The 22862-nt window shown below is 71.1% G+C and carries 24 protein-coding genes; 13 read left to right on the forward strand and 11 right to left on the reverse strand.

Annotated features, from left to right (window positions below):
• The first annotated feature begins 69 nt into the window (after positions 1–69).
• Positions 70–456: a hypothetical protein gene (locus ACQPZP_RS10715; RefSeq protein WP_433477479.1), complete on the forward strand. Its 387-nt coding sequence runs from the start codon at positions 70–72 to the stop codon at positions 454–456.
• Here the strand turns inward: ACQPZP_RS10715 and ACQPZP_RS10720 are convergent.
• On the reverse strand, positions 453–1337 hold the full coding sequence (locus ACQPZP_RS10720; protein ID WP_433477480.1) for a LysR family transcriptional regulator: 885 nt from the start codon (positions 1335–1337) through the stop codon (positions 453–455). The genes ACQPZP_RS10715 and ACQPZP_RS10720 overlap by 4 nt on opposite strands.
• 71 nt (positions 1338–1408) lie before the next feature.
• On the opposite strand from ACQPZP_RS10720, the gene ACQPZP_RS10725 reads away from it, so the two are divergent.
• Together ACQPZP_RS10725 and ACQPZP_RS10730 are read left to right on the forward strand one after the other, a co-directional pair.
• Complete coding sequence (locus ACQPZP_RS10725) at positions 1409–2260, forward strand: PhzF family phenazine biosynthesis protein (RefSeq protein ID WP_433477481.1); 852 nt, start codon at positions 1409–1411, stop codon at positions 2258–2260.
• A 38-nt stretch (positions 2261–2298) separates the two neighbouring features.
• A complete protein-coding gene (locus ACQPZP_RS10730) occupies positions 2299–2937 on the forward strand; it encodes a maleylpyruvate isomerase N-terminal domain-containing protein (protein ID WP_433477482.1) in 639 nt (212 codons plus the stop codon).
• Here ACQPZP_RS10730 and ACQPZP_RS10735 read toward each other — a convergent pair.
• The 4 genes from ACQPZP_RS10735 to ACQPZP_RS10750 are packed head-to-tail and all read right to left on the reverse strand — an operon-like array spanning position 2900 to position 8361.
• The gene (locus ACQPZP_RS10735) at positions 2900–4003 is read right to left on the reverse strand and encodes an alanine racemase (protein WP_433477483.1); all 1104 of its coding nucleotides are present in this window, start codon (positions 4001–4003) and stop codon (positions 2900–2902) included. The genes ACQPZP_RS10730 and ACQPZP_RS10735 overlap by 38 nt on opposite strands.
• Positions 4000–5601, reverse strand: a complete 1602-nt coding sequence (locus ACQPZP_RS10740) for an IucA/IucC family protein (RefSeq protein WP_433477484.1) — start codon at positions 5599–5601, stop codon at positions 4000–4002. Before ACQPZP_RS10740 ends, ACQPZP_RS10735 begins: the two co-directional genes overlap by 4 nt.
• Positions 5592–7166, reverse strand: a complete 1575-nt coding sequence (locus ACQPZP_RS10745) for an IucA/IucC family protein (RefSeq protein ID WP_433477485.1) — start codon at positions 7164–7166, stop codon at positions 5592–5594. The genes ACQPZP_RS10740 and ACQPZP_RS10745 overlap by 10 nt, the downstream gene beginning before the upstream one ends.
• Positions 7167–7221: 55 nt before the next feature.
• A complete protein-coding gene (locus ACQPZP_RS10750) occupies positions 7222–8361 on the reverse strand; it encodes a siderophore biosynthesis protein (protein ID WP_433477486.1) in 1140 nt (379 codons plus the stop codon).
• Positions 8362–8564: 203 nt separating this feature from the next.
• Between ACQPZP_RS10750 and ACQPZP_RS10755 the strand changes: the two genes are divergently transcribed.
• Positions 8565–9173, forward strand: a complete 609-nt coding sequence (locus tag ACQPZP_RS10755) for an HD domain-containing protein (RefSeq protein ID WP_433477487.1) — start codon at positions 8565–8567, stop codon at positions 9171–9173.
• Positions 9174–9242: 69 nt separating this feature from the next.
• On the opposite strand, the gene ACQPZP_RS10760 is transcribed toward ACQPZP_RS10755, so the two are convergent.
• Complete coding sequence (locus tag ACQPZP_RS10760) at positions 9243–9512, reverse strand: DUF4031 domain-containing protein (protein ID WP_433477488.1); 270 nt, start codon at positions 9510–9512, stop codon at positions 9243–9245.
• A gap of 133 nt (positions 9513–9645) precedes the next feature.
• Between ACQPZP_RS10760 and ACQPZP_RS10765 the strand changes: the two genes are divergently transcribed.
• Together ACQPZP_RS10765 and nudC are read left to right on the forward strand one after the other, a co-directional pair.
• A complete protein-coding gene (locus ACQPZP_RS10765; RefSeq protein WP_433477489.1) occupies positions 9646–11037 on the forward strand; it encodes a dipeptidase in 1392 nt (463 codons plus the stop codon).
• An 8-nt stretch (positions 11038–11045) separates the two neighbouring features.
• Positions 11046–11963 carry an NAD(+) diphosphatase gene (nudC, locus tag ACQPZP_RS10770; protein ID WP_433477490.1) on the forward strand — a complete coding sequence of 306 codons (918 nt, stop codon included), beginning with the start codon at positions 11046–11048 and terminating at the stop codon, positions 11961–11963.
• Between the two features lie 49 nt (positions 11964–12012).
• On the opposite strand, the gene ACQPZP_RS10775 is transcribed toward nudC, so the two are convergent.
• Complete coding sequence (locus ACQPZP_RS10775) at positions 12013–12294, reverse strand: mycoredoxin (protein ID WP_433477491.1); 282 nt, start codon at positions 12292–12294, stop codon at positions 12013–12015.
• Between the two features lie 175 nt (positions 12295–12469).
• Here ACQPZP_RS10775 and ACQPZP_RS10780 point away from each other — a divergent pair, with 175 nt between their 5' ends.
• The 4 genes from ACQPZP_RS10780 to ACQPZP_RS10795 all read left to right on the forward strand — a co-directional run bounded on the left by ACQPZP_RS10780 (position 12470) and on the right by ACQPZP_RS10795 (position 16710).
• A complete protein-coding gene (locus ACQPZP_RS10780) occupies positions 12470–14536 on the forward strand; it encodes an ATP-dependent DNA helicase UvrD2 (RefSeq protein ID WP_433477492.1) in 2067 nt (688 codons plus the stop codon).
• Between the two features lie 54 nt (positions 14537–14590).
• Positions 14591–15466 carry an acyl-CoA thioesterase gene (locus ACQPZP_RS10785; protein WP_433477493.1) on the forward strand — a complete coding sequence of 292 codons (876 nt, stop codon included), beginning with the start codon at positions 14591–14593 and terminating at the stop codon, positions 15464–15466.
• A 682-nt stretch (positions 15467–16148) separates the two neighbouring features.
• Positions 16149–16427 (forward strand): WhiB family transcriptional regulator, encoded by a 279-nt coding sequence (locus ACQPZP_RS10790; protein ID WP_433469941.1) that lies wholly within the window; start codon positions 16149–16151, stop codon positions 16425–16427.
• Between the two features lie 7 nt (positions 16428–16434).
• Entirely contained in the window at positions 16435–16710 is a 276-nt protein-coding gene (locus tag ACQPZP_RS10795) for a hypothetical protein (RefSeq protein WP_433477494.1), read from the forward strand.
• Positions 16711–16894: 184 nt separating this feature from the next.
• Here ACQPZP_RS10795 and ACQPZP_RS10800 read toward each other — a convergent pair whose 3' ends face one another.
• Positions 16895–18226: an ABC1 kinase family protein gene (locus ACQPZP_RS10800; RefSeq protein ID WP_433477495.1), complete on the reverse strand. Its 1332-nt coding sequence runs from the start codon at positions 18224–18226 to the stop codon at positions 16895–16897.
• Positions 18227–18398: 172 nt separating this feature from the next.
• Here ACQPZP_RS10800 and ACQPZP_RS10805 point away from each other — a divergent pair, with 172 nt between their 5' ends.
• From ACQPZP_RS10805 to ACQPZP_RS10815, 3 genes are all read left to right on the forward strand, one after another.
• Complete coding sequence (locus ACQPZP_RS10805; RefSeq protein WP_433477496.1) at positions 18399–19199, forward strand: enoyl-CoA hydratase/isomerase family protein; 801 nt, start codon at positions 18399–18401, stop codon at positions 19197–19199.
• Between the two features lie 182 nt (positions 19200–19381).
• A complete protein-coding gene (locus ACQPZP_RS10810; RefSeq protein ID WP_433469942.1) occupies positions 19382–19927 on the forward strand; it encodes a M48 metallopeptidase family protein in 546 nt (181 codons plus the stop codon).
• The gene (locus ACQPZP_RS10815) at positions 19924–20583 is read left to right on the forward strand and encodes a DUF2064 domain-containing protein (RefSeq protein ID WP_433477497.1); all 660 of its coding nucleotides are present in this window, start codon (positions 19924–19926) and stop codon (positions 20581–20583) included. Before ACQPZP_RS10810 ends, ACQPZP_RS10815 begins: the two co-directional genes overlap by 4 nt.
• A gap of 23 nt (positions 20584–20606) precedes the next feature.
• Here the strand turns inward: ACQPZP_RS10815 and ACQPZP_RS10820 are convergent, their stop codons facing one another.
• From ACQPZP_RS10820 to ACQPZP_RS10830, 3 genes are read right to left on the reverse strand one after another with little or no spacing between them, the layout of a single operon-like run.
• Complete coding sequence (locus ACQPZP_RS10820) at positions 20607–21173, reverse strand: NUDIX hydrolase (protein WP_433477498.1); 567 nt, start codon at positions 21171–21173, stop codon at positions 20607–20609.
• 52 nt (positions 21174–21225) lie between these two features.
• Positions 21226–21402 (reverse strand): hypothetical protein, encoded by a 177-nt coding sequence (locus tag ACQPZP_RS10825; RefSeq protein WP_433477499.1) that lies wholly within the window; start codon positions 21400–21402, stop codon positions 21226–21228.
• Positions 21399–22787, reverse strand: a complete 1389-nt coding sequence (locus ACQPZP_RS10830; RefSeq protein ID WP_433477500.1) for a zinc-dependent metalloprotease — start codon at positions 22785–22787, stop codon at positions 21399–21401. Before ACQPZP_RS10830 ends, ACQPZP_RS10825 begins: the two co-directional genes overlap by 4 nt.
• Positions 22788–22862: the final 75 nt, after the last annotated feature.

Here is a 22862-nt window from a genome sequence, read left to right on the forward strand (position 1 = left end):
CAGCAAAGGGACCCCGTGCGCGAGTGCCTCGTGTGGGAGTGGGCCGGTGGCCACAAGTGACACCAGGCCGTGGCCTATGGCCCAACTCTGCGTCGCGAGATCGAGGGGCGATCACGCTGCTGGGCGTCGCAGTACGACGGCGACCCGGGCGGCATCTCAGGTGGGGTGGCCCGCCAATGGAAGAAGACCGACGCTGCCGCGAACGCGGCCTTCAACGCCAAGGGAGAGCATTTCGGCCTTCTCAACGCGACGTCCACCTCGGTCTCGGCCAAGCTATATGTCGAGCACCAGCCGAACGTCTTCGAGCTGAACTGGGAACTCAAGCTCCCGAAGCCGTCGAATGGCGGCGCCTCGATCGCGAAGAAGGACCGGGATCTGCCGGAGGGCTTCCGGGTCTGCGTCGTGGTGTCCATTCACAAGCGGGGCAGCTGCAAGAGCCCGATCCTGCTCGGCTAGATGCGGGGGATCGATGCGGTGAGGGTCGCGTGGACGGCCTGGACTGCGGGGGAACGCCATCTGGACGAAGGTTCCGCGAGCCACAGGTGCTGCTCGGCCAGCCCCGCCGGTGGCCGCAGTTCGACCAGGCGGCTGTCGGCGAGCTCGTCCGCGACCGTCACCGTCGGGAGCAGCGACACACCGAGGCCTGCGGCGACGCATCGTTTCGCGACCTCGATGCCGCCGAAGCGGGGCGGGGACATCGTGGGATCGGACGAGGCGACCAACCCGGCGAGTTCGTCGCTGTAGGAACAGCCCTCCTCCAGCAGCAGCACGCCGGTCGCGGCCAGCTCCGCCGGCGTCACGGGACGGTTCCGTGGAAGGTCGCTGGTGCTCGCGGCGACCAGAGACAGTTGCTGGACGCCCAGATCCACCAGGTCGACGCCGGGCGGGTTCAGCGAAGGTTCGAGGACGAGCGCCAGATCGGCGCGGCGGTCGGCGAGAGCGGCCAACGCCCTCCGCGTGGCGGCGGGGAACAGCGACAGGCTCACGTCCGGGAGCTTCGCGCGCAGCTCGGGCAGGGCAGGTGCCAGCCAATAGGCGCACACCGACTCCGGCGCCCAGAGCCGGATCGGACCGGACGGCTCGGCGGCGGTGAGTTCGGCGAGCATCCGCTCTTCGAGATCGAGGATCTGGCGGGCGTGCTCGGCGAGCAGCGAACCGGCGCGGGTCGGGGAGACCCCGGCGGGATGCCGGTCGAGCAGCGGCGTCCCGACCAGGCGCTCCAGCGTCTGGATGTGCGTCGTGACCGTGGACTGCACGAACCCCAGTTCCGCGGCCGCGGCGGTGATCCCCCCGGCCCGCAGGACGGTGAGGAAGCTGTTCAGAAGACGCGTTTCCATCGATCATCCCGATGTGATTCATCAAAATTCATCGTTGGACGCGATGGTAGCCGCGGCGGCAGACTGCCGTCATGAACAACCCGGCTTTGCGCTACACCGCCTTCGACGTGGACGGAGAGGGCGGCAACCCGGCCGGCGTCGTCCTGGACGCACGGGAGATGGACGCCGCGCGGATGCAGAAGATCGCCGCCGAGATCGGATACTCCGAGACGGCCTTCCTGCTGGACGTGGGGGAGGCGGGTGAGCGCCGCTACAGAATCCGATACTTCAGTCCACTGGCGGAGGTCGCCTTCTGCGGGCACGCGACGATCGCCACCGCCGTCGCGCTGGCCGAGCGGCAGGGAACCGGACGGCTCCGGCTCGTCACCTCGGCCGGAGAGGTCGGGGTCGAGACGCGGCAGGCGGACGGCCGGATCCTCGCCACCCTCACCAGCGTCACCCCCGGCGTTCGTGACATCGGCGAAGCCGATCTCGCCTCGGCGCTGGCGGCCCTGCGCTGGGACGCCTCACAACTCGACGCCGCGCTTCCGCCGCGCATCGCCCACGCGGGCAACGACCACCTGATCCTCGCCGCGTCCTCCCGTGCGCGGCTCGCCGACCTCGACTACGACCAGGAGGCTCTCGGCGACCTCATGGCACGCCTCGGCTGGACGACCGTCCACCTCGTCTGGCGGGAAAGCGACACGGTCTTCCACGCGCGCGACCCGTTCCCACCCGGCGGAGTCGTCGAGGACCCCGCCACGGGTGCCGCCGCTGCGGCCTTCGGCGGATACCTGCGATCGCTCGGCCTCGTCCGGCCTCCGGCGCGGATCACCATCCACCAGGGAGAGGACATGGGGAGGCCCAGCCGGCTGCTCGTGGACGTGCCGCCCGGAGACGGCGGGATCGAGGTGAGCGGAACGGCCGCGCCGATCGGCGGCTGACGGACCGCCGGCGATCACGTGTCGCGTAGCGTCGTGTCATGCCGCATCCGACCGCCGCCGTGACCGCCGACGATCTCGACCTGGCCGTTCGGCTTGCCGTCGCCACGTTGCGCGAGGCCCCCGCCGACGCCTGGGACGCCAAGGCCGGGACACTCGAATGGACGTGCTGGGAGACCGTCGAGCACCTCGGCGACGACCTCTTCGCCTACGCCGCGCAGCTGGGGCCGGGGACGCCGCCCATGGACGGTGAGGTGCCGTTCGTCTGGGAGAGCCGGCGCCCCGGCGGTCCCGCGAACGTGATCCATGCGAACCGTGACGCCGGGCCCGCCGGCCTGCTGCAGGTGCTTGAGGCGTGCGGCGGGCTGCTGGTCGCCATGGTCCGCACCGTCCCCCCGGACGTCCGCGCCCACCACGTCTTCGGCGCCGCAGACGCCGAGGGGTTCGCAGCCATGGGGATCCTGGAGACGGTCGTCCACACACATGACCTGGCGGAGGGGCTGGGGCTGCCCTGGAAGCCGCCCGCCGACCTTTGCGCGCGTGTGCTGGGACGCCTGTTTCCGGACGCGCCGCACGACACGGAGCCGTGGCCGACGTTGCTGTGGGCCACCGGGCGCGGAGAGCTTCCCGGACGTCCGCGCCTTACGTCCTGGCGCTGGTATGGCAGCCCTCGCCCGTGAGGTAGTGGAAATCCGGCTTCGGGTGCATGAGGAAGTCGTGGTGGGAGATGTTCCATGCGTAGGCGCCCGCCATGGTGAAGGCGATGATGTCGCCGGGGGCCAGGGGCGGGACGGGGACGTTGCGGGCGAAGACGTCCTTGGGAGTGCATAGCTGCCCCACCAGGGTGGCCGGGCTTTCTGGCCCTGTAGTTGTGAGGACCTTGAAAGGCTGGTTGTGGCCTTTTGTCACGGGGGTTCTCAGGTGGTGCGTGCCGCCTCTGAGGATGACGTAGGTCTCGCCTCGGGTCGTTTTCACGTCCAGGACATCGGTGACGTACCAGCCGTGGTAGGCGGTTATGGCCCGGCCCGGTTCGATGCGGATGGTGGGGCTTGCGGGGAGCTTCTGCCCGTAATCAGCCCAGTCGAAGAGGGCGTCGGGGTCGGCGTAGTCGACGGCCATTCCGCCGCCGATGTTCAGTTCGGGATCGTCAACGCCTTGGGCCTCCAGCCAGGGGAGCGCCCAATCGGCGATCTGGCCGGCCAGGTCCAGCATGGCGGGGGCGTCCAGGCCGGAGGCCAGGTGGGCGTGAACTCCTCGTAGGTCGATGTGGGTGGTCTCTGCAATACGGCGGGCGCATTCGTTGAGTGCGTCCTCATCCATGCCGAAGGGGCCGCTCATGGTCAGGGCGGCGTTCGGGGTGTTCAGGGGGAGGTTGGCGCGGAGGAGCACGCTGGCCGGTCCGGCTATGTGAGAAAGCTCGCGCGGGCTTTCCATGTGAATGCGGTCGACGTTGAGTGTCTGGGCCAGGTGTAGTTCATCGGGGGTTTTGCCTGGGCCGCCGAAGGCGATGCGGATGTCGGGCAGGGTTTCCCTGACGTGAGCCAGTTCGCCGCCGGATGACACCTCTATGCCGTCCACATGGGGGGCCAAGGTCCGGAGGATTTCGGCGTCGGGATTGGCCTTGGCGGCGTAGAAGAGTTCGGTGTCCGGGAGGGCGGCCCGAACGGCGCGGATGTGGGCTTCCAGTTCTGGCAGGTCGTAGAGGTAGGCCGGGTAGCCGGCGAGGTTCAGCGCGTATTCGTTCATAGCGGTCGGGGCGCGGCCAGCGGGTTCGGGACGGGGACGTAGGTCGCGCCTCGGTCGGCCGTCCGGGACCAGCGGGTGCGAAGGTTCGCCTTGGCGGGCAGCGGGACTCCGGCTAGCAACGCCCTTACCTGCGGGTGGTGGTCGTGGGCGGCGAAATGCTTTCTTGCTCTGCGCCAGAGCGTTTCCTCCAAGGACGGGTGGAGGTCGGCCACTGCGGCTGCTATCTCGGTGAGGTGGTTGACGAGGAGGCAGTAGACGACTCGGTTCCAGCCTCGCTCGGGGCCATAGGTGAGGGCATCGGTCACACGGGCGGGGAGGTGCGTCAGGTCCCAGCGTCCTGCGGTCAGTTTGGTGCCCTCCAGGTCGCGGAACGCGGCGTGGATCGGCATTCCGTCAGCGTCCACGCAGATGAGTACGTTCTGAAGGTGCGGCTCAAGGACAACGCCGTGGTCGAGGTAGGCGCTCAGTACGGGCGGCGCAACTTGGGCTACGTAGGCGTCCCACCAGGCTTGGGCGCCGTCCAGGGCCGACAAGGCGGGCAGGTCTGTGAGGAATGCGCTATAGGGATCGGCCAAGGCGCCCGCCAGAAGCGGAGTTCCCGGTAGAGACTTGATGCCCTGCCGCAGAATCACCCCAAGGCCCTCGTACAGGCGACGGTCGGGGAGGGTGAGGCTGCGGTAAGCGGGTTCCGCGAGGAAAGTGGCGTTCAGCTTTTCGAAGACTGGGCGCAGTAGTTCGTTGAGGGCTATCGCGCCGGTCAGTTCGTACCAGGCGTTCTTGCGGACGCAGTTGGTGATGCGCACGTCCAGGCTGAACTTGCAGAACACGTCGGCGTCCGGCAGATATACGGTGCGGACGGACGACGTGGGGACCGCGTCAGTCTCGGACGCGCCGAGGTTGAGCAGCAAGCCGTCTGCCATGGCCTTCCGCAGAACGGGATTGTCCGCCAGCAAGGAGAGCTGCCAAGGATGGACGGGGAGCAGCCGGCGACCCCGAGGCGTGGCCGGCCCATAAGCCTCCAGAGCCGCGAACGCGCCCGGGTCCCCTTCTTCGGCGATGAGGTGCTCCGGGACGGCCAGCCACAATGGACGGAAACGGGCCCGGGTCTCTGGTGCGTACCGGAGCCATTCGGCAGGCAACCCTTGGCGGGCCTTCGGGGACGGGTGGAAACGGTGCCCCGCGACAAGTGACTGCTCTGAGTCGATATAGGGATCGCCCGAGGGTTCGGCGCGGCCGGCGATGATGGAGGTCAGCGCACGGTGGCTGTCGTCCACCTGGGTGAGGAATTCGGGGTTCGGGTGGCCGGTCGCGAGTTCCAGTTCACCTGCGACCAGATTCGCCAGCCTGTCCCAGGGAGCGGGAATCCACTCGTCCCCGCGACGCTCCTCGTAGGGCGGCGACAGGCGGTAGGTAGGGCCCGACGGGGGGCGAGCCAGGCCCGCACGCAACACGACACCCGCCCGGGGGAGGCGGACCACAAGGTGAGAGCTGTCCGGCCAGGTCTGCTCTTCGGGTGCGCACACCTCCCGGACCAGGCAGTTGAGCAGCGCGGTGGAGGTGGCGTCGTCGGCGCCGACGGCGGGTTCGGTCAGAAGCACGTCGCGTCCCGTAGGTAGTTGGGCCCTGGTGGGCCGTAGTGCTTGTTGATGTCGGCCGCGCCGGTCCTCGCCTTGTCGACGAGGGTCCCGGCGGTGAGCATGGCCTTGCCCGGCAGCGTGGCGGCGTCCAGTGTCCGGCTGCGCAGGAACGCGTCCTCCGGCCCGAGCGCCTCGTCGAGCCGCTCCCGGATCATCCGCAGGCCGGTGCGCCACGGGAGCAGGCCACGCTCGGCCAGGCCCAGTGCGGGCGCGGCCGCGCACAGGTGCAGCGTGATGGTGACGAAGACGCGGGCGAGCGTTTCCGGGTCGGAGGTCGTCATCCGGCGGTCGATGAGGTCGCGCGGGTCCGTGCCGGGGGACGGGGCGAGACGTTCACGGAGCCGGGACGGGTCGATCATCGCGCCATCGTTGTCCTTGATGAGCAGGCGAAGCGGAGAGTCGTCCAGGACGAGGGCCACGTTCTGCTGGTGAGCCTCCAGCGCGATGCCGTAGCGGAACAGCATGACGTTCCAGGAGAACAACGCCGACAGGTACACGCCGAAGAGGGCTTCGACGTCCCAGCGTTCGATCACGCAACCGTTGTCCGGAGCTTCGGCAAGTAGCGCTGCGACGGGGACGACGTGCGCGCGGGCAGTGTCGGCTGGGAAACGCCGCACCATGTAACCGAGAAGCGGGTCGTCGGCGTGGCCGTAGGTCTGTTCGTCGGCGAGAAGTACGGGAAGCGCTGGTTCCTGCAGAAGGACCTGGCGCAGGATGCGTTCCACGAGCGCGCCGTCCGGAAGGGTGCCCGGCATGATGGTGCGCTTGTTGCGGAGGCCGAGAGTGCTGGTCGGAAGCGGCATCTTCAGGTGGCCGAGAGGCGCGGCGGCCACGGTCCGCATCGACAGCGTGGGCGTGACCTGGAGGTAAGGGCCGGGTGCGACGGCCACGCCAGGCCGGGCACGAACCTGCTGCACCGCGAGCGGATGGACGGGGAAGAGCGCGTCGGCCGAGGCCAGGCCCACGTCGGCCGGGGTCGGCCAGCAACCGGGAAGCGTCCCGGCGAGGGTCGCGTGGCGTACCGAAGCCCAGCGCAGCGGGAACGACGGGGCGAACTCCGGCGCGTAGCGGCTCAGATCGGCCATGGACAGCCCGGCACGGCTCCGGCCGGTCGGGTGTACCGGATGGTCGTGGTAGGCCGCCAGCGTCTCGTAGAACGTGCCAGGGCCCGTCCGCAGCTCGTCCGGGAACCGTCCGAGCCGCCGGTGCACCGCTGGGCGCGCGTCGTTGTGGAGCTTGGCCGTCGCCAGCGCGTCCAGGCATTCGCGTTCGAAGGCGGCCGTGTCGTCGCGAGGATCCGCCACCATGCGGACGGCGTGGAAGACGTCGCTCAGCCATAACCTCTCCTCGGGAGCCACGACGAGTTCGGAGAGAAAGGCCGGGCGCGCCTCGGCGAGGCGCACACGACGGCCGGGAATCTCCAGGGTCCGGTCCGTGATGAAGCGCCTCAAGCCCGCGTAGTCCTCGCGTAGGAGCGCCTCCAGGACGCGGGCCGCGAGCGGGCCTTCGACGTCGGCTGCGGTCACGTGATCGTCCAGTCGTGGGTCGCCCGGTACCGGGTAAGCGCGGCGTTGTCAGCGCTCACGTGATCGTCCAGTCGTGGGCAGCGCGGAACCGGGTAAGCGCGGCGTTGACCTCCTCTGGGCCGGGACCTATGGCGCGAACGGTGCCCAGGTAATCGCGGTTGGTGCGGGTGACGGCCACGGTGTCGCCGACTGTGCGCTGAGGTCGGTAGGAGAGCCGGACATGGCCGTCCTCCATTTGCAGCGGCCCGGGTGCGGCGGTGAGCGTGCCGGAGCGGTCGGCTATGACCGGCTCGGCGACGGCATGACGCGGATGAGGAATCGTCCAACCAGGGAGGCTCTCCCCAAGATGGACCCGCAGAATCTGCTCGAAGAGCGGTATGCCCAGCAGGTCGGCCAGGAGGAAGTCACAGTGATCGCCGATGAGCCGGTAGTTGACCTCGATGATGCGGGCGCGGCCTTCGTGGACGACGAACTCCGTGTGACACGCCCCGAATCCGATGCCCAGCGCTTCCAGTTGGCGCAGAACCTGAGGCGTCTCTGGTGGAAGGGCCGTCCACTCAAGGCGCTCTTCGACGAAGAAGGGCGGCGGGGACAGCGTCGTCCTGAACGAGCCCAGCACCCGTAGCTCTCGTCCATTGCCCAGCGTTTCCAGCGTGTGGAGGTGGCCCGGCAGATACTCCTCGGCCACAAGGGGATCTTTGCGGCGCGCTGCGATCTCCTTGACGCGCGTGGCGAGTTCCAGAGCGTCCCGGACAAGGAACACGTCCTCGCTTGCGACACCCTCGCGCGGCTTCACGACGAGCGGATACGGCGCGTCGGGCGGCACCCGGTCGGCGTCCGCCGAGAAGACCGGGTCCATGGGCGCGAGGTGCCGCCGCATGAGCGCCTTGTTCTTCGCGCGGGTCGCCGCCCGCCAGTCCTTGGCCGGCAGCCCGAAGTAGGCGGCCGCGAGCGCGGCGGGCGCCTGCAGGAAGTCGCTGTTGGAGAAGACCGCCGCGGGCTCCCCGTCGATGCGCGCGACGATCTCCCGGTAGTCGGAGACGTCGCATTCGACGACCGGCCCGTCGAACTCATGCGCCTCCGGACGGTCCGTCAGGAGCGTCACGTCGAGACCCAGGCGCGCCGCGGCGGGCAGGAACCCGTGGGTCACCGAGTCGGTGGCCTTCCCGGCGACCAGGTACAGAGAGGCGGCCACGAGCGGCCCTTCCAGTCGGCCAACGAGTGAGCGGGCAATGCGAGAAGGCGAACAGGCGGCAAGTGAGGTAAGCCTTGCCTAATTCGCAATGATCAGCATAGTGGCGGGGGCACGGGCCCCATGCAAGAACGATGCCATCGCGTGTCCCGGGCCGCCTCCCCGACGGCTTCGTCACCGACGCCCCGATCCGAGAGAATGAGCCCATGGATCTCGTCGACCGGTGGACGGCGCTCGCGGGAAGGCACACCCGGCACATCGGGACGGAACTCAACGAGCGCTACGGGGAGACGCACCGCCGCTACCACACGCGCGAGCACCTCACCGCCGTCCTCGACCTCGTGGACGAACTGGCAGGGCACGCCGACGACCCGGATGTCGTCCGGCTGGCCGCCTGGTTCCACGACGCCGTCTACGACCCGGAACGCGCCGACAACGAGGAACGCAGCGCTCGCCTGGCCGCACGCATGCTCGCCGACACCGACCTCCCGGAGGCGGACGTCGAGCAGGTCGTCCGGCTCGTCGAACTGACCACGACGCACGCGCCGGACGAGGACGACCGGAACGGTCAGGTCCTCTGCGACGCCGACCTCGCGATCCTCGGCGCGGAACCCGACCAGTACGCCGCCTACGCGGCCGCCGTCCGCGAGGAGTACGCGTTCGTCCCGGACGAGTTCTTCCAAGCGGGACGGGCCGAAGTGCTCAACGGCCTGCTGGCGCTGCCCAAGCTCTTCCACACGTCCATTGCGCACGACCGCTTCGAGGAACGTGCACGCAACAACATCCGGACAGAACTGCTGCTCCTCAACGCGTAGCCGTACTGACCACAGAGGTTGTGGACGTGGCGACTGCAGTCGATGATCTTGGAATGAGGGAGGGCCGCCCTAGCTGCGAGGCCGGTAGACCTTGCGGCGGCGCAGCCCCGCCTTGGTCAGCCGCAGAAGCAATTCCTGGCAGCCCACCGCCTCGGCCCCCTGCAGCAACGCCGCCTCGTACAACTCGGACGGGACGTCGTAGTGGTCGCGCTCGAACGCCCGCGCGGGCATTCCCAGCGACGCCGCGAACGCGTGCAGCTCCTCGTATGACACGTCGCTGACCATGTGCGACCACACGCGTCCCCGCGCGGGCCACAGCGGCGGATCGATGAGGATCAAGGCCACTCCCAGGAACCAGGCAACGGGATCCCTTACTGTGAGTTTCTCGTCTCGCGAAACCCGGCGTTGCGGGGGGCGTCCGGAGAACCCGGATGGAAGAGACTCAGCCCGACAGTACGACATGCGAAGGGGCATGCAGGTGAACGACGTAGTCGCCTACATCCAGGCGGACCGCGACCGGTTCGTCGCCGACCTCAAGGAGTGGCTGGCGATCCCGTCCATCTCCGGGGACCCGGCGCACACCGCCGACGTGCACAGGTCGGCCGGGTGGCTCGCCGAGTACCTGCGCGGACAGGGCTTCCCCACCGTCGAGGTCTGGGAGACGCCGGGACTGCCGGCCGTCTTCGCCGAATGGCCCTCCGAGGACCCGGACGCCCCCACGGTCCTCGTCTACGGCCACCACGACGTCCAGCCGGTGGAGCCGCTGGACGAGTGGGAGACCGAGCCGTTCAAGCCCGTCGAGAAGGGCGACCGGCTCATCGGGCGCGGCACGTCCGACGACAAGGGCCAGATCTTCTTCCACACCCTCGGGATCCGCGCGCTGCTCGCCGCGTCCGGGCGGCAGGCCCCGCCCGTCACCGTCAAGCTGCTCGTCGAGGGCGAGGAGGAGTCGGGGTCGGTGCACTTCGCCGACCTGCTCCGCGGCCGCCGCGACCGGCTCGGCTGCGACGCCGTCGTCATCAGCGACACCACCATGTGGGCGGCCGACGTCCCGTCCATGTGCACCGGCATGCGCGGGCTCGCCGAGGCCGAGGTCACCCTCCGCGGCCCGGACGGCGACCTGCATTCCGGCTCGTTCGGCGGCGCCGTCGCGAACCCGTTGCAGGCGATGGCCGCCCTGCTCGCCTCCCTGCACGACGCCGACGGGCGCGTCACCCTCCCCGGCTTCTACGACGACGTCGTCCCGCTGACGGACGAGGAGCGGGACCTGTTCGCGCGCCTCCCGTTCGACGAGGACGAGTGGCTGCGCACCGCCGGGAACAGCCGCGCCCCGCACGGAGAGAAGGGCTACACGACCCTCGAACGCGTCTGGGCCCGGCCGACCGCCGAGATCAACGGCTTGTGGGGCGGGCACACCGGCCCGGGCGGCAAGACGATCGTCCCCCGCGAGGCGCACGCCAAGATCTCGTTCCGGCTCGTCGCCGGCCAGGATCCCGGCAAGGTCCAGGAGCAGTTCAAAGCATGGGTCGCCGAGCGCGTCCCGGCCGGCGTCGAGGCCGAGGTCCGCGTCCCGGGCGGCGGCGTCCGGCCCTGTTTCTCCCCGATCGACTCGCCCGGCGTCAAGGCCGCGCGGCGCGCCATGGAGCGGGCGTTCGGCACCGAGGTGCTGTTCACCCGCGAAGGCGGCAGCGGCCCCGAGGCCGACATCGCCGACATCCTGGAGGCGCCGCTGATCTTCGTGGCGGTCGGGCTCGACGGCGACCGGATCCACGCCCCCAACGAGAAGGTCGAGATCCCGCTGCTCCTCAAGGGCGCCGAGGCCGCCGCGTACCTGTGGGAAGAACTCGCCACCGCGCTGCGCTGAACGAGAGGATGAAAGTGAACGACGGCCCCCTTGAATGGCTGGCGCTCGCGCGTGGAACGCTCGACCGCGTCGCGCTGAACCGCCGCGACGACGCCTGGCTGGACGAGGCCTGGGCCGCCCCTGGGACGCGCGTACTGGTCGTCCAGGACGGCCGGTCGCTCGTCACCTACGAGCCCAGCCCCGCGCTGGTCTTCGTCCCGCCGGAACAGGCGCCGGACGGTGACCGCTGGCTCCTCGGCGTGGACGACGACGGCACCGCCTACTTCGGCGCGCCCGGCCCGCTGCCCGCCATCGAGGGGACCCGGCCGGCCGGGCTCCGCCGCGTCGGCGCCCTCCTCGGCGACCGGGACTCCGGCCTGCTCACCCACATCGTGGCGCTGGAGCACTGGCACGCGACCAACCGGTACTGCCCGCGCTGCGGCACCGAGACGCGCGTGACGTCCGGCGGGCACGTGCGCGTCTGCCCCGAGGACGGATCGCAGCACTTCCCGCGCGTCGACCCGGCCGTGATCATGCTGGTGACCGACGAGGCCGACCGGATCCTGCTGGCCCGCGGCCCACAGTGGCCCGCCGACCGCCGTTCGATCCTCGCCGGGTTCGTCGAACCGGGCGAGTCCCTGGAACAGGCCGTGGCGCGGGAGGTGAACGAGGAGGTCGGGCTGCCCGTCCGGGACGTCCGCTACCTCGGCAGCCAGCCGTGGCCGCTGCCGCAGAGCCTCATGCTGGGCTTCACCGCGAAGACGGACGGCGGCGTCCCGCTGCGCCCAGACCCCGAAGAGATCCTGGACGCCGCCTGGTACACCCGCGACGAGCTGCGCACGGCGATCGAGGCGGAGGAGATCGTCTCCCCCGGCCCGCTGTCCATCGCGGCCCAGCTCATCATGCGCTGGTACGGCGGCGACCTGCCCAGCATGCCCCCGTTCTGACACGCGCGAGCCCGGCGCCCCCCTCGGGGACGCCGGGCTCGGCGCATGATCAGGCGAGTGAGGCGAGCTTCGCCTTGACCGCCTTGGCGCTGGGGTTGGTCGCGGCGGTGCCGTCGGGGAAGACGAGTGTCGGGACCGTCTGGTTGCCGCCGTTGACGCTCATGACGAACTCGGCGGCCTCGGGGTCGCGCTCGATGTCGACCTCGACCATCTCGATGCCGTCGCGGGCCAGCTGGCTCTTCAGCCGGCGGCAGAACCCGCACCAGGACGTCGTGTACATGGTGAGCTGGCCGGCCGTGCCCTTGGCCCGGTCGGTCGTCGGCGTCGCCATCGCTTCCGCGTCTCCCTCGTTCGTTCGGACGATCCGTGCCTTCCCGAGAACAGTAGACACCGGCTTCTCATTCCGCGTCGCCCGCCGTGCGATCGGGGGGCCGGGTTCCCGGCCGGAGTTGTCCACAGGTGGCGGGATGGCTGAGACGGGTGGGACGGACTGCGAGTATGGGGGGATGTCAGCAGAGTCGGTGCTGGAGGGACTCGACCCCGAGCAGCGGGCGGTCGCCGAGGCGGTGAAGGGGCCGGTGTGCGTGCTGGCGGGCGCCGGGACGGGCAAGACCAGGGCCATCACGCACCGGATCGCCTACGCCACGCTGACCGGCGTCGTGACGCCGCAGCGGGTGCTCGCCGTGACGTTCACCACACGGGCGGCGGGGGAGCTGCGCAGCCGGCTCCGGCAGCTCGGCGCGCCCGGAGTGCAGGCCCGCACGTTCCACGCGGCGGCGCTGCGGCAGCTGACCTACTTCTGGCCGCGGGTCGTCGGCGGCGAACCGCCCAAGATCGTCGATTCGAAGATCGGCCTGGTGGCGGACGCGGCACGGGCGTGCCGGCTGTCGCTCGGCCGGACGGAGCTGCGCGACGTCGCGGGCGAGATCGAGTGGGCGAAGGTCACCCAGAACCGCCCCGAGGACTACCCGGCCGCGGTCGTCAAGGCGGGCCGGAGACCGCCCGCCGAGGTCGTGGACGTGGCCCGCGTCTACGCGATGTACGAGCAGCTCAGGCGGGAACGCAACCTGCTCGACTTCGAGGGGATGCTGGAGCTGACCGCGGCCGTCCTCACCGAGCACCGCGAGGTCGCGGGCCAGGTCCGCGAGCAGTACCGGTACTTCGTCGTGGACGAGTTCCAGGACGTCAACCCGCTGCAGAAGATGCTGCTCGACACCTGGCTCGGCGACCGCGACGACCTGTGCGTCGTCGGCGACCCCAACCAGACGATCTACTCGTTCACCGGCGCGTCCCCGTCCCACCTGCTCGACTTCACCCGCGAGCATCCGGGCGCGAAGGTCGTCAAGCTCGTCCGCGACTACCGGTCGACGCCGCAGGTCGTCCGGCTGGCGAACGGGGTGATCGGGCAGGCCAGGGGCGTCCGGCACCGGCTGGAGCTGGTGGCCCAGCGCGACCAGGGGCCCGAGCCCCTGTTCAACGAGTACGACGACGAGGTCGCCGAGGCCGACGACGCGGCGCGGCGGGCCCGCAAACTGATCGAGGAGGGCGTCCCCGCGCGGGAGATCGCGATCCTGTACCGGATCAACGCGCAGTCCGAGACGTACGAGTCGGCGCTGGCGGCGGCGGGCGTCCCCTACGTGCTGCGCGGCGCGGAGCGGTTCTTCGAGCGGCCCGAAGTGCGCGAGGCCGTGGTCCGGCTGCGCGGCGCCGCGCGGGCGGGCGGCGACGCCGAGACGGACGGCATGGGCTTGATACAGACCGTCCGGCACGTGCTCTCCGGGGCCGGGTTCGCCGACCAGCCGCCGGAGGGCGCGGGCGCGGCCCGCGCGCGCTGGGAGTCCCTGGCGGCCCTTGCCCAGCTCGCCGAGGACATGGCCGCCGACAACCCGAAGGCCGGCCTCCCCGACTTCGTCGCCGAACTGGAGGAACGCGCCGCCGCGCAGCACGCGCCGCCGCTGGAGGGCGTCACGCTGGCGTCGCTGCACGCCGCCAAGGGCCTGGAATGGGACGCGGTGTTCCTCGTCGGGCTCGCCGAAGGCACGCTGCCCATCGTCTATGCCAAGACACCCGAACAGATCGAGGAGGAACGCCGCCTGCTCTATGTGGGGGTGACGCGGGCCCGCGTGCACCTCAATCTGTCGTGGGCGCTGTCCCGCTCACCCGGCGGCGCCCAGATGCGCCGCCCGTCCCGCTTCCTGGACGGCCTGACAGGCAAGACCACCACGCACACGCCGGCCCCCGTCGACCGGTCGAAACGCCGTCCCGCCAAGGGCCCGCAGCCGTGCCGCGTGTGCGGACGCCCGCTGACCGCCGCCGTCGAACGCAAGCTCGGCCGCTGCGAGGACTGCCCCTCCGAGCTGAACGAGGAACTCCTGCTCGCGCTCAAGGACTGGCGGGCCCAGGTGTCCGCCGAGCAGAAGGTCCCCGCGTACGTGGTGTTCACCGACGCGACCCTCCAGGCGATCGCCGAGCACGGTCCCGAGTCGCTGGAGGAGCTGGCCCGCATCCCGGGCGTCGGAAAGGTCAAGCTCGACCGCTACGGCGACGCCGTCCTGACCCTCTGTGGCCACTGACGCATGCCGGGGTGAGACCTGGCTCACTGCGCACGATAGGGAAGACTGGCGGCCGTGAAGGAATCGCTGAAGGAACTGCTGGACCTGCTCGACCTGGAACAGATCGAGAACGACATCTTCCGCGGCCGCAGCCCCGAGGAGCGGCGGCAGCGCGTCTTCGGGGGGCAGGTGGCCGGGCAGGCGCTCGTCGCCGCCGGGCGCACCGTCCCCGCGAACCGGCCGGTGCACTCCCTGCACGCCTACTTCATCCGGCCCGGCGACCCCCTCGTCCCGCTCGTCTACACCGTCGACCGGGTCCGCGACGGGCGGTCCTTCACCACCCGCCGCGTCACCGCCGTCCAGCACGGCAAGGCGATCTTCACGCTGTCGGCGTCGTTCCAGATCGCCGAGGACGGCCCGTTCCACCAGGCCCCGATGCCGGACGCACCCGGCCCCGAGACGCTGCCGGACGGCGAGACCCGCCTCGCCCCGCTGTTCGGGGAGGTCGGCGCGCGCGAGTTCGTCGGCCGCCGCCCGTTCGACATCCGGCACGCGACGCCGCTGACGTGGGAGGCGGCCAAGGACCCCTCCCTCGCCACCCCCGAGTCGAAGGTGTGGCTGAAAGTGGACGGCGAGCTGCCGGACGACCCGCTGCTGCACGTCTGCCTCATGACCTACGCCTCGGACATGACGCTGCTCGACACCGTCCTGCTCAACCACGGCCTGGCCTGGGGCGACAAGCGGACGATGGGCGCCAGCCTCGACCACGCGATGTGGTTCCACCGGCCGTTCCGCGCCGACGACTGGCTGCTGTACTACCAGGACACGCCGTTCGCCGGAGGCGCCCGCGGCCTCGCTCGCGGCCAGGTGTTCACCCACGGGGGGGAGCTGGTCGTCTCCGTCATGCAGGAGGGCCTGATCCGGGTGTCCGACAACGGACGCGGGCGCTGAGCCGTCGCCTGTGAGATGATCGTTTCCGCAGGGGCTCCCGGGAGCTTCGACGCTCGCCAGGCGTCGCGGGTTCTCCGGGACGAGGGTGAACTCACCCACAAAACCGCAGGTCAAAAATATCTTGCTTGATTCGGCGGAATCCCCGTACGCTCGTCGCGAGCAATCAACCGGCCGACCGGTGTGGATCTTGGATCCGCCGGCCCCGGCCCGAGGAGCCAGGAAGGTGGTGTGCAGTCCGGTGAGTAACACGTTGATCAAATCCGCGTCGTCCTGGACCGCCGCGTGCCCTGGCGCCTCGATCCCCAGCGCATCGGCGACCCGCGTCCTGATGCCCGGCGAATCCTTCGCCCAAGGCGCGGCGTCCCTGCTGCGACAGCGCGACTGGTATGGCACGAATCCGTGCGATCAGCGCTTCGAGCAGCGAATCCAGGACGACCGGGGGCGGAGTGTCTTCGAACACCTTCTCGAGGACATGAGCGTCCCGGCTCCGGCCACGGCCCACGTGGGCGTCACCGTCACGGGTGGCGTGTCGGGTCCGTACCCCTGGAGGCGACCGGTTTAGCAACACGACCGGCAAGCCCCCAGGCCGCGGATCCAGACCGGATCCGCGGCCTTCTTCTTTGCCCGGACAACCCACCGATACGCCCGTTGAGATCCAACGAGAGGAACAAGGGTGACTGTGATGCAGGGGGCTCTCGCAGTGAGCGAGGAGGACCTCACGCTTCCGTGCCGGACCGACCCGGAGCTGTTCTTCGCAGAGGCTCCCGCCGACGTCGAGCTCGCCAAGGCGCTGTGCCTGGAGTGCCCGCTCCGCAAGGAGTGCCTCGCCGGGGCGCTCGAGCGCCGCGAGCCCTGGGGCGTCTGGGGCGGCGAACTCTTCGTCCGCGGTGTGATCGTCCCGCGCAAGCGGCCCCGCGGCCGCCCGCGGAAGCACCCGCGCCCCGACGAAGTGGCGGTGTGAGGAACCGATGCCGACCACCACGCTCAGCCGAATCGACCCCGGAGGCGCGGCCCCCGCGCGGGGACCGCGCCTCCGGGCGGCCGGGGAGAACGAGATGACGTTGCTCAGCCAGGACCTGTCCAGAGAACGAATACCCGAGACCGTGCCGGGCGAGCTGGCCGCACGGGTGCGCGCGCTGCGGCGCGCCCGCCGGGACGCCCGGACCAGGGCGTCGCGCGTCCGCCGCGTCCTGCTCGCGCCCACCACCGGCGGCGAGACGTACACGCAGCCGCAGCGGCACTGAACCAGAACCTCCGGTCCGCTTGGTCGCAGGCCGCCGTCCGTCCTTTCTTGGATGGTTTGGCGGACGGTACGCCTCCCGGCGGGCATGTGGAGCGCGACCGGTGGCCCACTTCACCGGACGCGCGAAGAGCGGGGCCCGCGCACCTCATCAGTGCGCGGGCCCCGCTGAGCTTTTCCCGGGGGGCTCAGCCGGTGACGAGCTCCCCGTCCTCGTCGTCGGCAAAGCCCGGCACCCACTTCAGCGACTCGGCGCGGGCCGGGATCTCGCACTCCAGCTGGCACAGCACACCGGTGCCCGCCGACAGTACCCGGTGGATGATCACGTACTCGGGCGGCAGGTTCAGCTGCCGGACGACATTGGACGGCCGCAGGTCGGTGACCCGGGCGGCCATGTCCCGCAGCCACTCCCGGTTGAACTTGAACGTCTCGGTGACGAACGGCTCGGTGATCGGGGCGAGGAACGCGCGGAGCGACTCGGCGTCGACCTCGACGCCCTCCCGGATGAAGTCCTCCCGGCGCAGCGCCTCCTCGATCTCGTCGATGTCGGCCATCGTGCCGATCCGCAGCAGCAGCCCGAGCCGCCGCTGGAACCCGCCGGGGATGCGGTCGACGGCGCCGAAGTCCAGGACGCCGAGCCGGCCGTCGGCCAACAAGCGGAAATTGCCGGGATGCGGGTCGCCGTGCAGCATCCCCGAACGCTTCGGCCCGGACAGCAGGAAACGGCAGTACAGCAGGGCCGCGTGGTCGCGGGTCTCCTGGTCCCCGTCGCTGATGATCTTCGAGAGGGCGGTGCCGTCCATCCACTCGCTGATCAGGATGTTGCCGGACTGGGCGATGACCTCGGGGATGTGGAAGTCGGGGTCGTCCAGATAGGCGTCCCGGAAGAGGGTCTGCGACTCGGCCTCGATCGTGTAGTCGAGTTCCTCGGCCACCCGCTCCTTCAGCTCGGCCAGCATCGCCTTGACGTCCAGGCCGGGCATGAGCACGCCGAACAGCCGGCCGAGCCGGGCCAGCTGGTTGAAGTCGCTGATCAGCGCCTTGCCCGCCCCCGGGTACTGCACCTTCACCGCGACGGCCCGGCCGTCGTGCCAGACGGCCCGGTGCACCTGCCCGATGGACGCGGCGGCGGCCGGCTGGTCGTCGAACGACTCGAAGTAGTCGCGCCACTCCTCGCCGAGGAACTCCTCCAGCACCGTGTGGACGGTCGACGCCGGCAGCGGGGGAGCGGCCTCCTGCAGCCTGGTGAGCGTCGCGCGGTACGGGCCGGCGATCTCCGGCGGCAGCGCCGCCTCGAAGATCGACAGCATCTGGCCGAGCTTCATCGCCCCGCCCTTGAGCTCGCCCAGCACCTTGAACAGCTGCTCGGCGGTGCGGGTCTGGATCTCCATCGCGACGGCCTCGGCCGGCTTGCCGAAGGTCCGCTTCCCCATGCCGAGGGCGGTGCGTCCCGCGAAGCCGATGGGGAGGGACGCCAGCTTTGCTGACCGCGTCACCGCGCGGCGGGGAAGATCGCTCACGCGGACCATTGTCGGTGATCGACTGTCGTTCACGCCACAACCAACCGGAAGTCACGCCCTTCCCGCGCGCAAACCGGCCCACATGACCAGGGCGAATGCTGTAAGTGTGCGCTTTCTCACGCATTCGGGGGCGGGCGGCGGGCGCTGCGGCGGGCGCGATACGGTGCCAGCCATGCCCGCAGAGCCTGCCGATGTACTGCCGGTGGAACGCCGCCCCGACGGGGTCGCCGTCCTCACGCTGAACGACCCCGGCCGCCGCAACGCCATGTCGGACGAGCTCACCGCCGCGTGGAAGAAGACGATCGGGGAACTCCGCGCCGACGCCGGCCTGCGCTGCGTCGTGGTGACCGGCGCGGGCAGCGCGTTCAGCTCCGGCGGCAACCTGTCCTGGCTCGCCGACACCGGTTCCGTCGCCGTCCCGCCGCTGCGCGACCGGATGCTGGAGTTCTACCGGACGTGGCTGACGATCCGCGCCCTGGAGGTGCCGACGATCGCCGCAGTCAACGGCCACGCCGTCGGCGCCGGGCTGTGCCTCGCGCTGGCCTGCGACCTGCGCTACGCGGCCGAGGACGCCAAGCTGCTCGCCCCGTTCACCGCGCTGGGCCTGCACCCCGGCATGGCCGCGACCTGGCTGTTCCCCGAGGTGGCCGGGCTGCCGCTGGCCCGCGAGATGCTGCTGGCCGGACGCGTCCTCACCGGCACCGAGGCCGCGGCGCACGGGCTGGTCAACCGGGCCGTCCCGCGCGAGGCCGTGCTGGACGAGGCCGTCGCCGTCGCGGAGAAGATCGCCGCGCAGGCGCCGATCGCGACCCGGCTCACCAAGGTCGCGCTGTCGAACGGGGGCCACCCCGACATGGAGTCGGCGCTGCGGTGGGAGTCCCTCGCCCAGCCGGTCACGATGTCGTCCGAGGACATGCTCGAAGGGCTCGCCGCGCAACGCGAGAAGCGCAGCCCGCAATTCACCGGCGAGTAAAGCCGGAGCGCACCGCGCAACGCTCCACCGGGTTTGTGGAAACCGTTGGAGAACTGTGAAAAACATAGGGGTTGACCTGCGATAACGTCAAACACCCCCTGTGGAGGACGCAAAATTTCGAGTACGGTTCTGGCGTGCCCCCTAATGTTGAGGTCCGCCGCAGCGCCCGACGGCGGCGAACCGTGTCCGCCTACCGCGATGGCGACAAGGTGGTGGTGATGGTTCCGTCCAGGCTGAGCAAGGCCGAAGAGGAACAGTGGATCGCGACCATCCTGGAACGGCTCGAGGAGAGGGAGCGCCGCCGGCGCCCCACCGACGCCCACCTCCAGTCCCGCGCCCGCGAGCTGTCCCGCCGCTACCTGGACGGCCGAGCCGACCCGGTCAGCGTCCGCTGGGTCGCCAACCAGCGCACCCGCTGGGGATCCTGCACCCCCGACGACGGCACCATCCGGCTGTCCACCCGGCTGCGCGGCATGCCCGGCTGGGTCGTCGACTACGTGCTCGTCCACGAGCTGGCGCACCTGCTCATCCCGGGGCACGGCGCCGACTTCTGGGAGCTGGTCGGCAACTACCCGAAGGCCGACCGGGCCCGCGGCTACCTGGAGGGCGTCGCCGCCGCCGCCCACCTGCCGCTCGAAGCGGACACCATCGGGGACGACGTCACGGGCATCCACCACGGCGACGGCCTGCACCCCGGCGAGGAGTTCCCGCACGAGGCCGCCGGGTGACCGACGCCCCCGGCCGGACGCCCGCCGCCTCGGCGCGCTTCGCCGCGGTGCTGTCGCGCCCGTCCCGAACCCCGGACGCCCCGCCCGGGATCGATCCCGGCGAGTTCCGCCTCGCGCTGCTGGAGGACACCTACGAGGTCGTGGCCGGGCTCGAACTCGTGACGTCCGCGCTCGTCCTGGACCCGCCGGACCAGCCGGACGCCGAGGCCGTCACCTGGCCGGGCACGCCGATCGTCCGGGAGCCGTCCCTCGCCGGCGCGTTCGCGGCGCTGCACGCGCTCGGCGCCGAGGCCGCCGCGATCATCGCGCCGGACGCCCCCGACCTGCCGCCGCTGCTGGTCGGCAAGCTCTTCCGCGCCCTCGGCTCCGCCCCCTCCGCCGCCTGCCAGGCCGAGAACACCGGACGCGGCCTCGTCGCATTCGCCGCGCGCCTCCCACTGCCGGACTGGCTCAGCGCCGCCCTGCACGACGTCGATCTCGACACCCCGGACGCGCTGGCCAGGCTGCGCGCCGCCGCGCCCCGGCCCGGACTCATACCGCAAGGCCCCGGCTGGCACCGCCTCCGCACCGTCGACGACCTGCGCTTCCTCGACCCGGGGCTGGAAGGCTGGGAGAACACCAGGGCCCTCCTGGAGGGCCACCCTCTCACCCACTGAGAGAGCACCGCGCCCTGCGGGTGTCAGCCACTGATCGAGACCGCCCGCGCCACCAGGTCCCGGACGGCGTCGTCGGTCGGTTCGGGGAGATCGTCCACCGGGAACCAGCCGAGGTCGTCCGATTCGTCCGACACGGCGTGCCGGGCCCCGTCCGGCGCGATCGCCACGTACTGGACGTCGAGATGCCAGGTCCCCTGCGGATGGCAGCGGACCGCGTGCCGGTCCAGCTTGGCGGGCCCGGGCAGCAGCCGCAGGCCCGCGATGCCCGACTCCTCCGTCGCCTCCCGCAGCGCCGCGCCCGCGAGCGTGAGATCGCCGGGCTCGCAGTGCCCGCCCAGCTGAAGCCACGCCTTGACCTTCGCGTGCAGGGTCAGCAGCACCCGGGTCCGGGACGCGTCGAGCACCGCGGTGCTCGCGGTGATGTGCCCGTCCGCGCACTCCCGCCACATCCCGTCCGCCGGATGCTCCGTGAGATGCCGCAGGAACTCCACCCGCAGCCTGTCCTGCTCCTCGTCGGGCGCCTGCCAGGACGACAGCACCTGCACCGCGTCGTCGTACAACGACTCCGATGCGGCCGGCCGGACGCTCACGGGCGGACCCGCGTGCCGGAAGCCCGCCGCCCGCACACGCCTTCGGGGTGCGTCATGCGCGGCCGACGCGCGGGTAGTGGGAGTTGTCGGGCCGGCCGCGCCGGCGTTCCTGGTCGATCGGCCGCTGCCAGCACAGGCCCGCGCGCTCGATCCGCCGCCTGACCGCGTTCGTGGACGAACCCGGCTCGTAGCGGCAGCCTCTCACCCGCGACCGGCGTGACCGGCTCATGCGCGCCCGCCGTCGTCCGGGCCGGGCCCCTCGCCGGGCCCCTCGTCGCCGGGCTTGCCGTCGGGCTCGTCGGGCTTGCCGTCCTCGTCCGGCGCCTTGGTGAGGTTGGACAGGTCAAGGTCGGACAGGCCCTCGATCTCGTCGCGGCCGTGGACGAAGCCCTCCGGGTCGTCGAGATCGCTCGCCGTCGGGAGCAGGTCGGGGTGGTCCCAGACCGCGTCCCGGCCCTGGGTGCCGCGCACCTCGGTCAGCGACCGCCACAGCGCCGCGGCCTCCCGCAGCCGGCGCGGCCGCAGCTCCAGGCCGACGAGCGTGGCGAACGTCCGCTCCGCCGGGCCGCCGGTCGCGCGGCGGCGCCGCACCGCCTCGGCCAGCTTCACCGAACCGGGCAGCCGCCCCTCCGCGGCCTCGTTCACGACCGTGTCGACCCAGCCCTCGACCAGCGCCAGCGTCGTCTCCAGCCGGGCCAGCGCCGCCTTCTGCCGCGGCGTCTCCTCCGGCTGCAGCTGGATCTCGCCGCCGAGCGCCTCCTGCAGCGCCTCCGGGTTGCTCAGGTCGAGCCCCTGCACCGCCTGCTCGATGCCGGACAGGTCGACCGTGATGCCGCGCGCGTACTCCTCGACCGCGCCCAGCAGGTGCGACCGCAGCCACGGGACGTGCGCGAACAGCCGCTGGTGCGCGGCCTCCCGCAGCGCCAGGTAGAGCCGGACCTCGTCGCCGGAGACCTCCAGGCCCTCGCCAAAGGCGTCCACGCCGGCGGGCAGCAGCGCGCCTACGCCGTCCGGCGCCAGCGGCAGTCCCACGTCGGCGGAGCCGGTCACCTCGCGGGCCAGCGCGCCGAGCGCCTGCCCGGCCTGGCCGCCGACCATCGCCCCGGCCATCTGCTTGACCATCCCGATTAGCGGGCCCGCCATCGCCTGCATGTCGGCGGGGATCTCGCCGCCGCCGAGCGCGCCGCCCATCGACTCGACCATGCGGGCCGCGATCGGGTCGCACACCTTCGCCCACACCGGCAGCGTCTGCTCGATCCACTCCGACCGGCTCCACGCCTGCGGCGTCCGGATGCCGGCGGGCAGCGTCGTCCGCTCGTCCAGCCACAGCTCTGCCAGCCGGAGCGCCTCCACGACCTGGCGCCGCTCGGTGTCGACCACCGACGGGTCGCCCTGCTCCACCACCGTGTGCCGCGCTATGTTCTTGGCCAGATCCCAGTTCAGGGGGCCGCCGCCCTCGCCGCCCGCACCCTGCGCACCGATCATGTCCGCGAACCGGTGCAGCATGTCGGCGAACTGCGCCATGTCGCCGCCCATGCCCTTGAACGGATCCTGGGGCTTGTCGTCGTCGTCGCCGTTGCCGGGACGGTTGAAGCCGAAGGGAGTGTCACTCATCGGTTTGCCCCTGGGATGCATGATGGGCTCATATCCGCAACGTTAGCCGGTCCCGGCAAGGTCGCGTACACAAGG

The sequence above is a fragment of the Spirillospora sp. CA-142024 genome (assembly GCF_050942325.1).
In the GTDB taxonomy this organism is placed as follows: domain Bacteria; phylum Actinomycetota; class Actinomycetes; order Streptosporangiales; family Streptosporangiaceae; genus Spirillospora.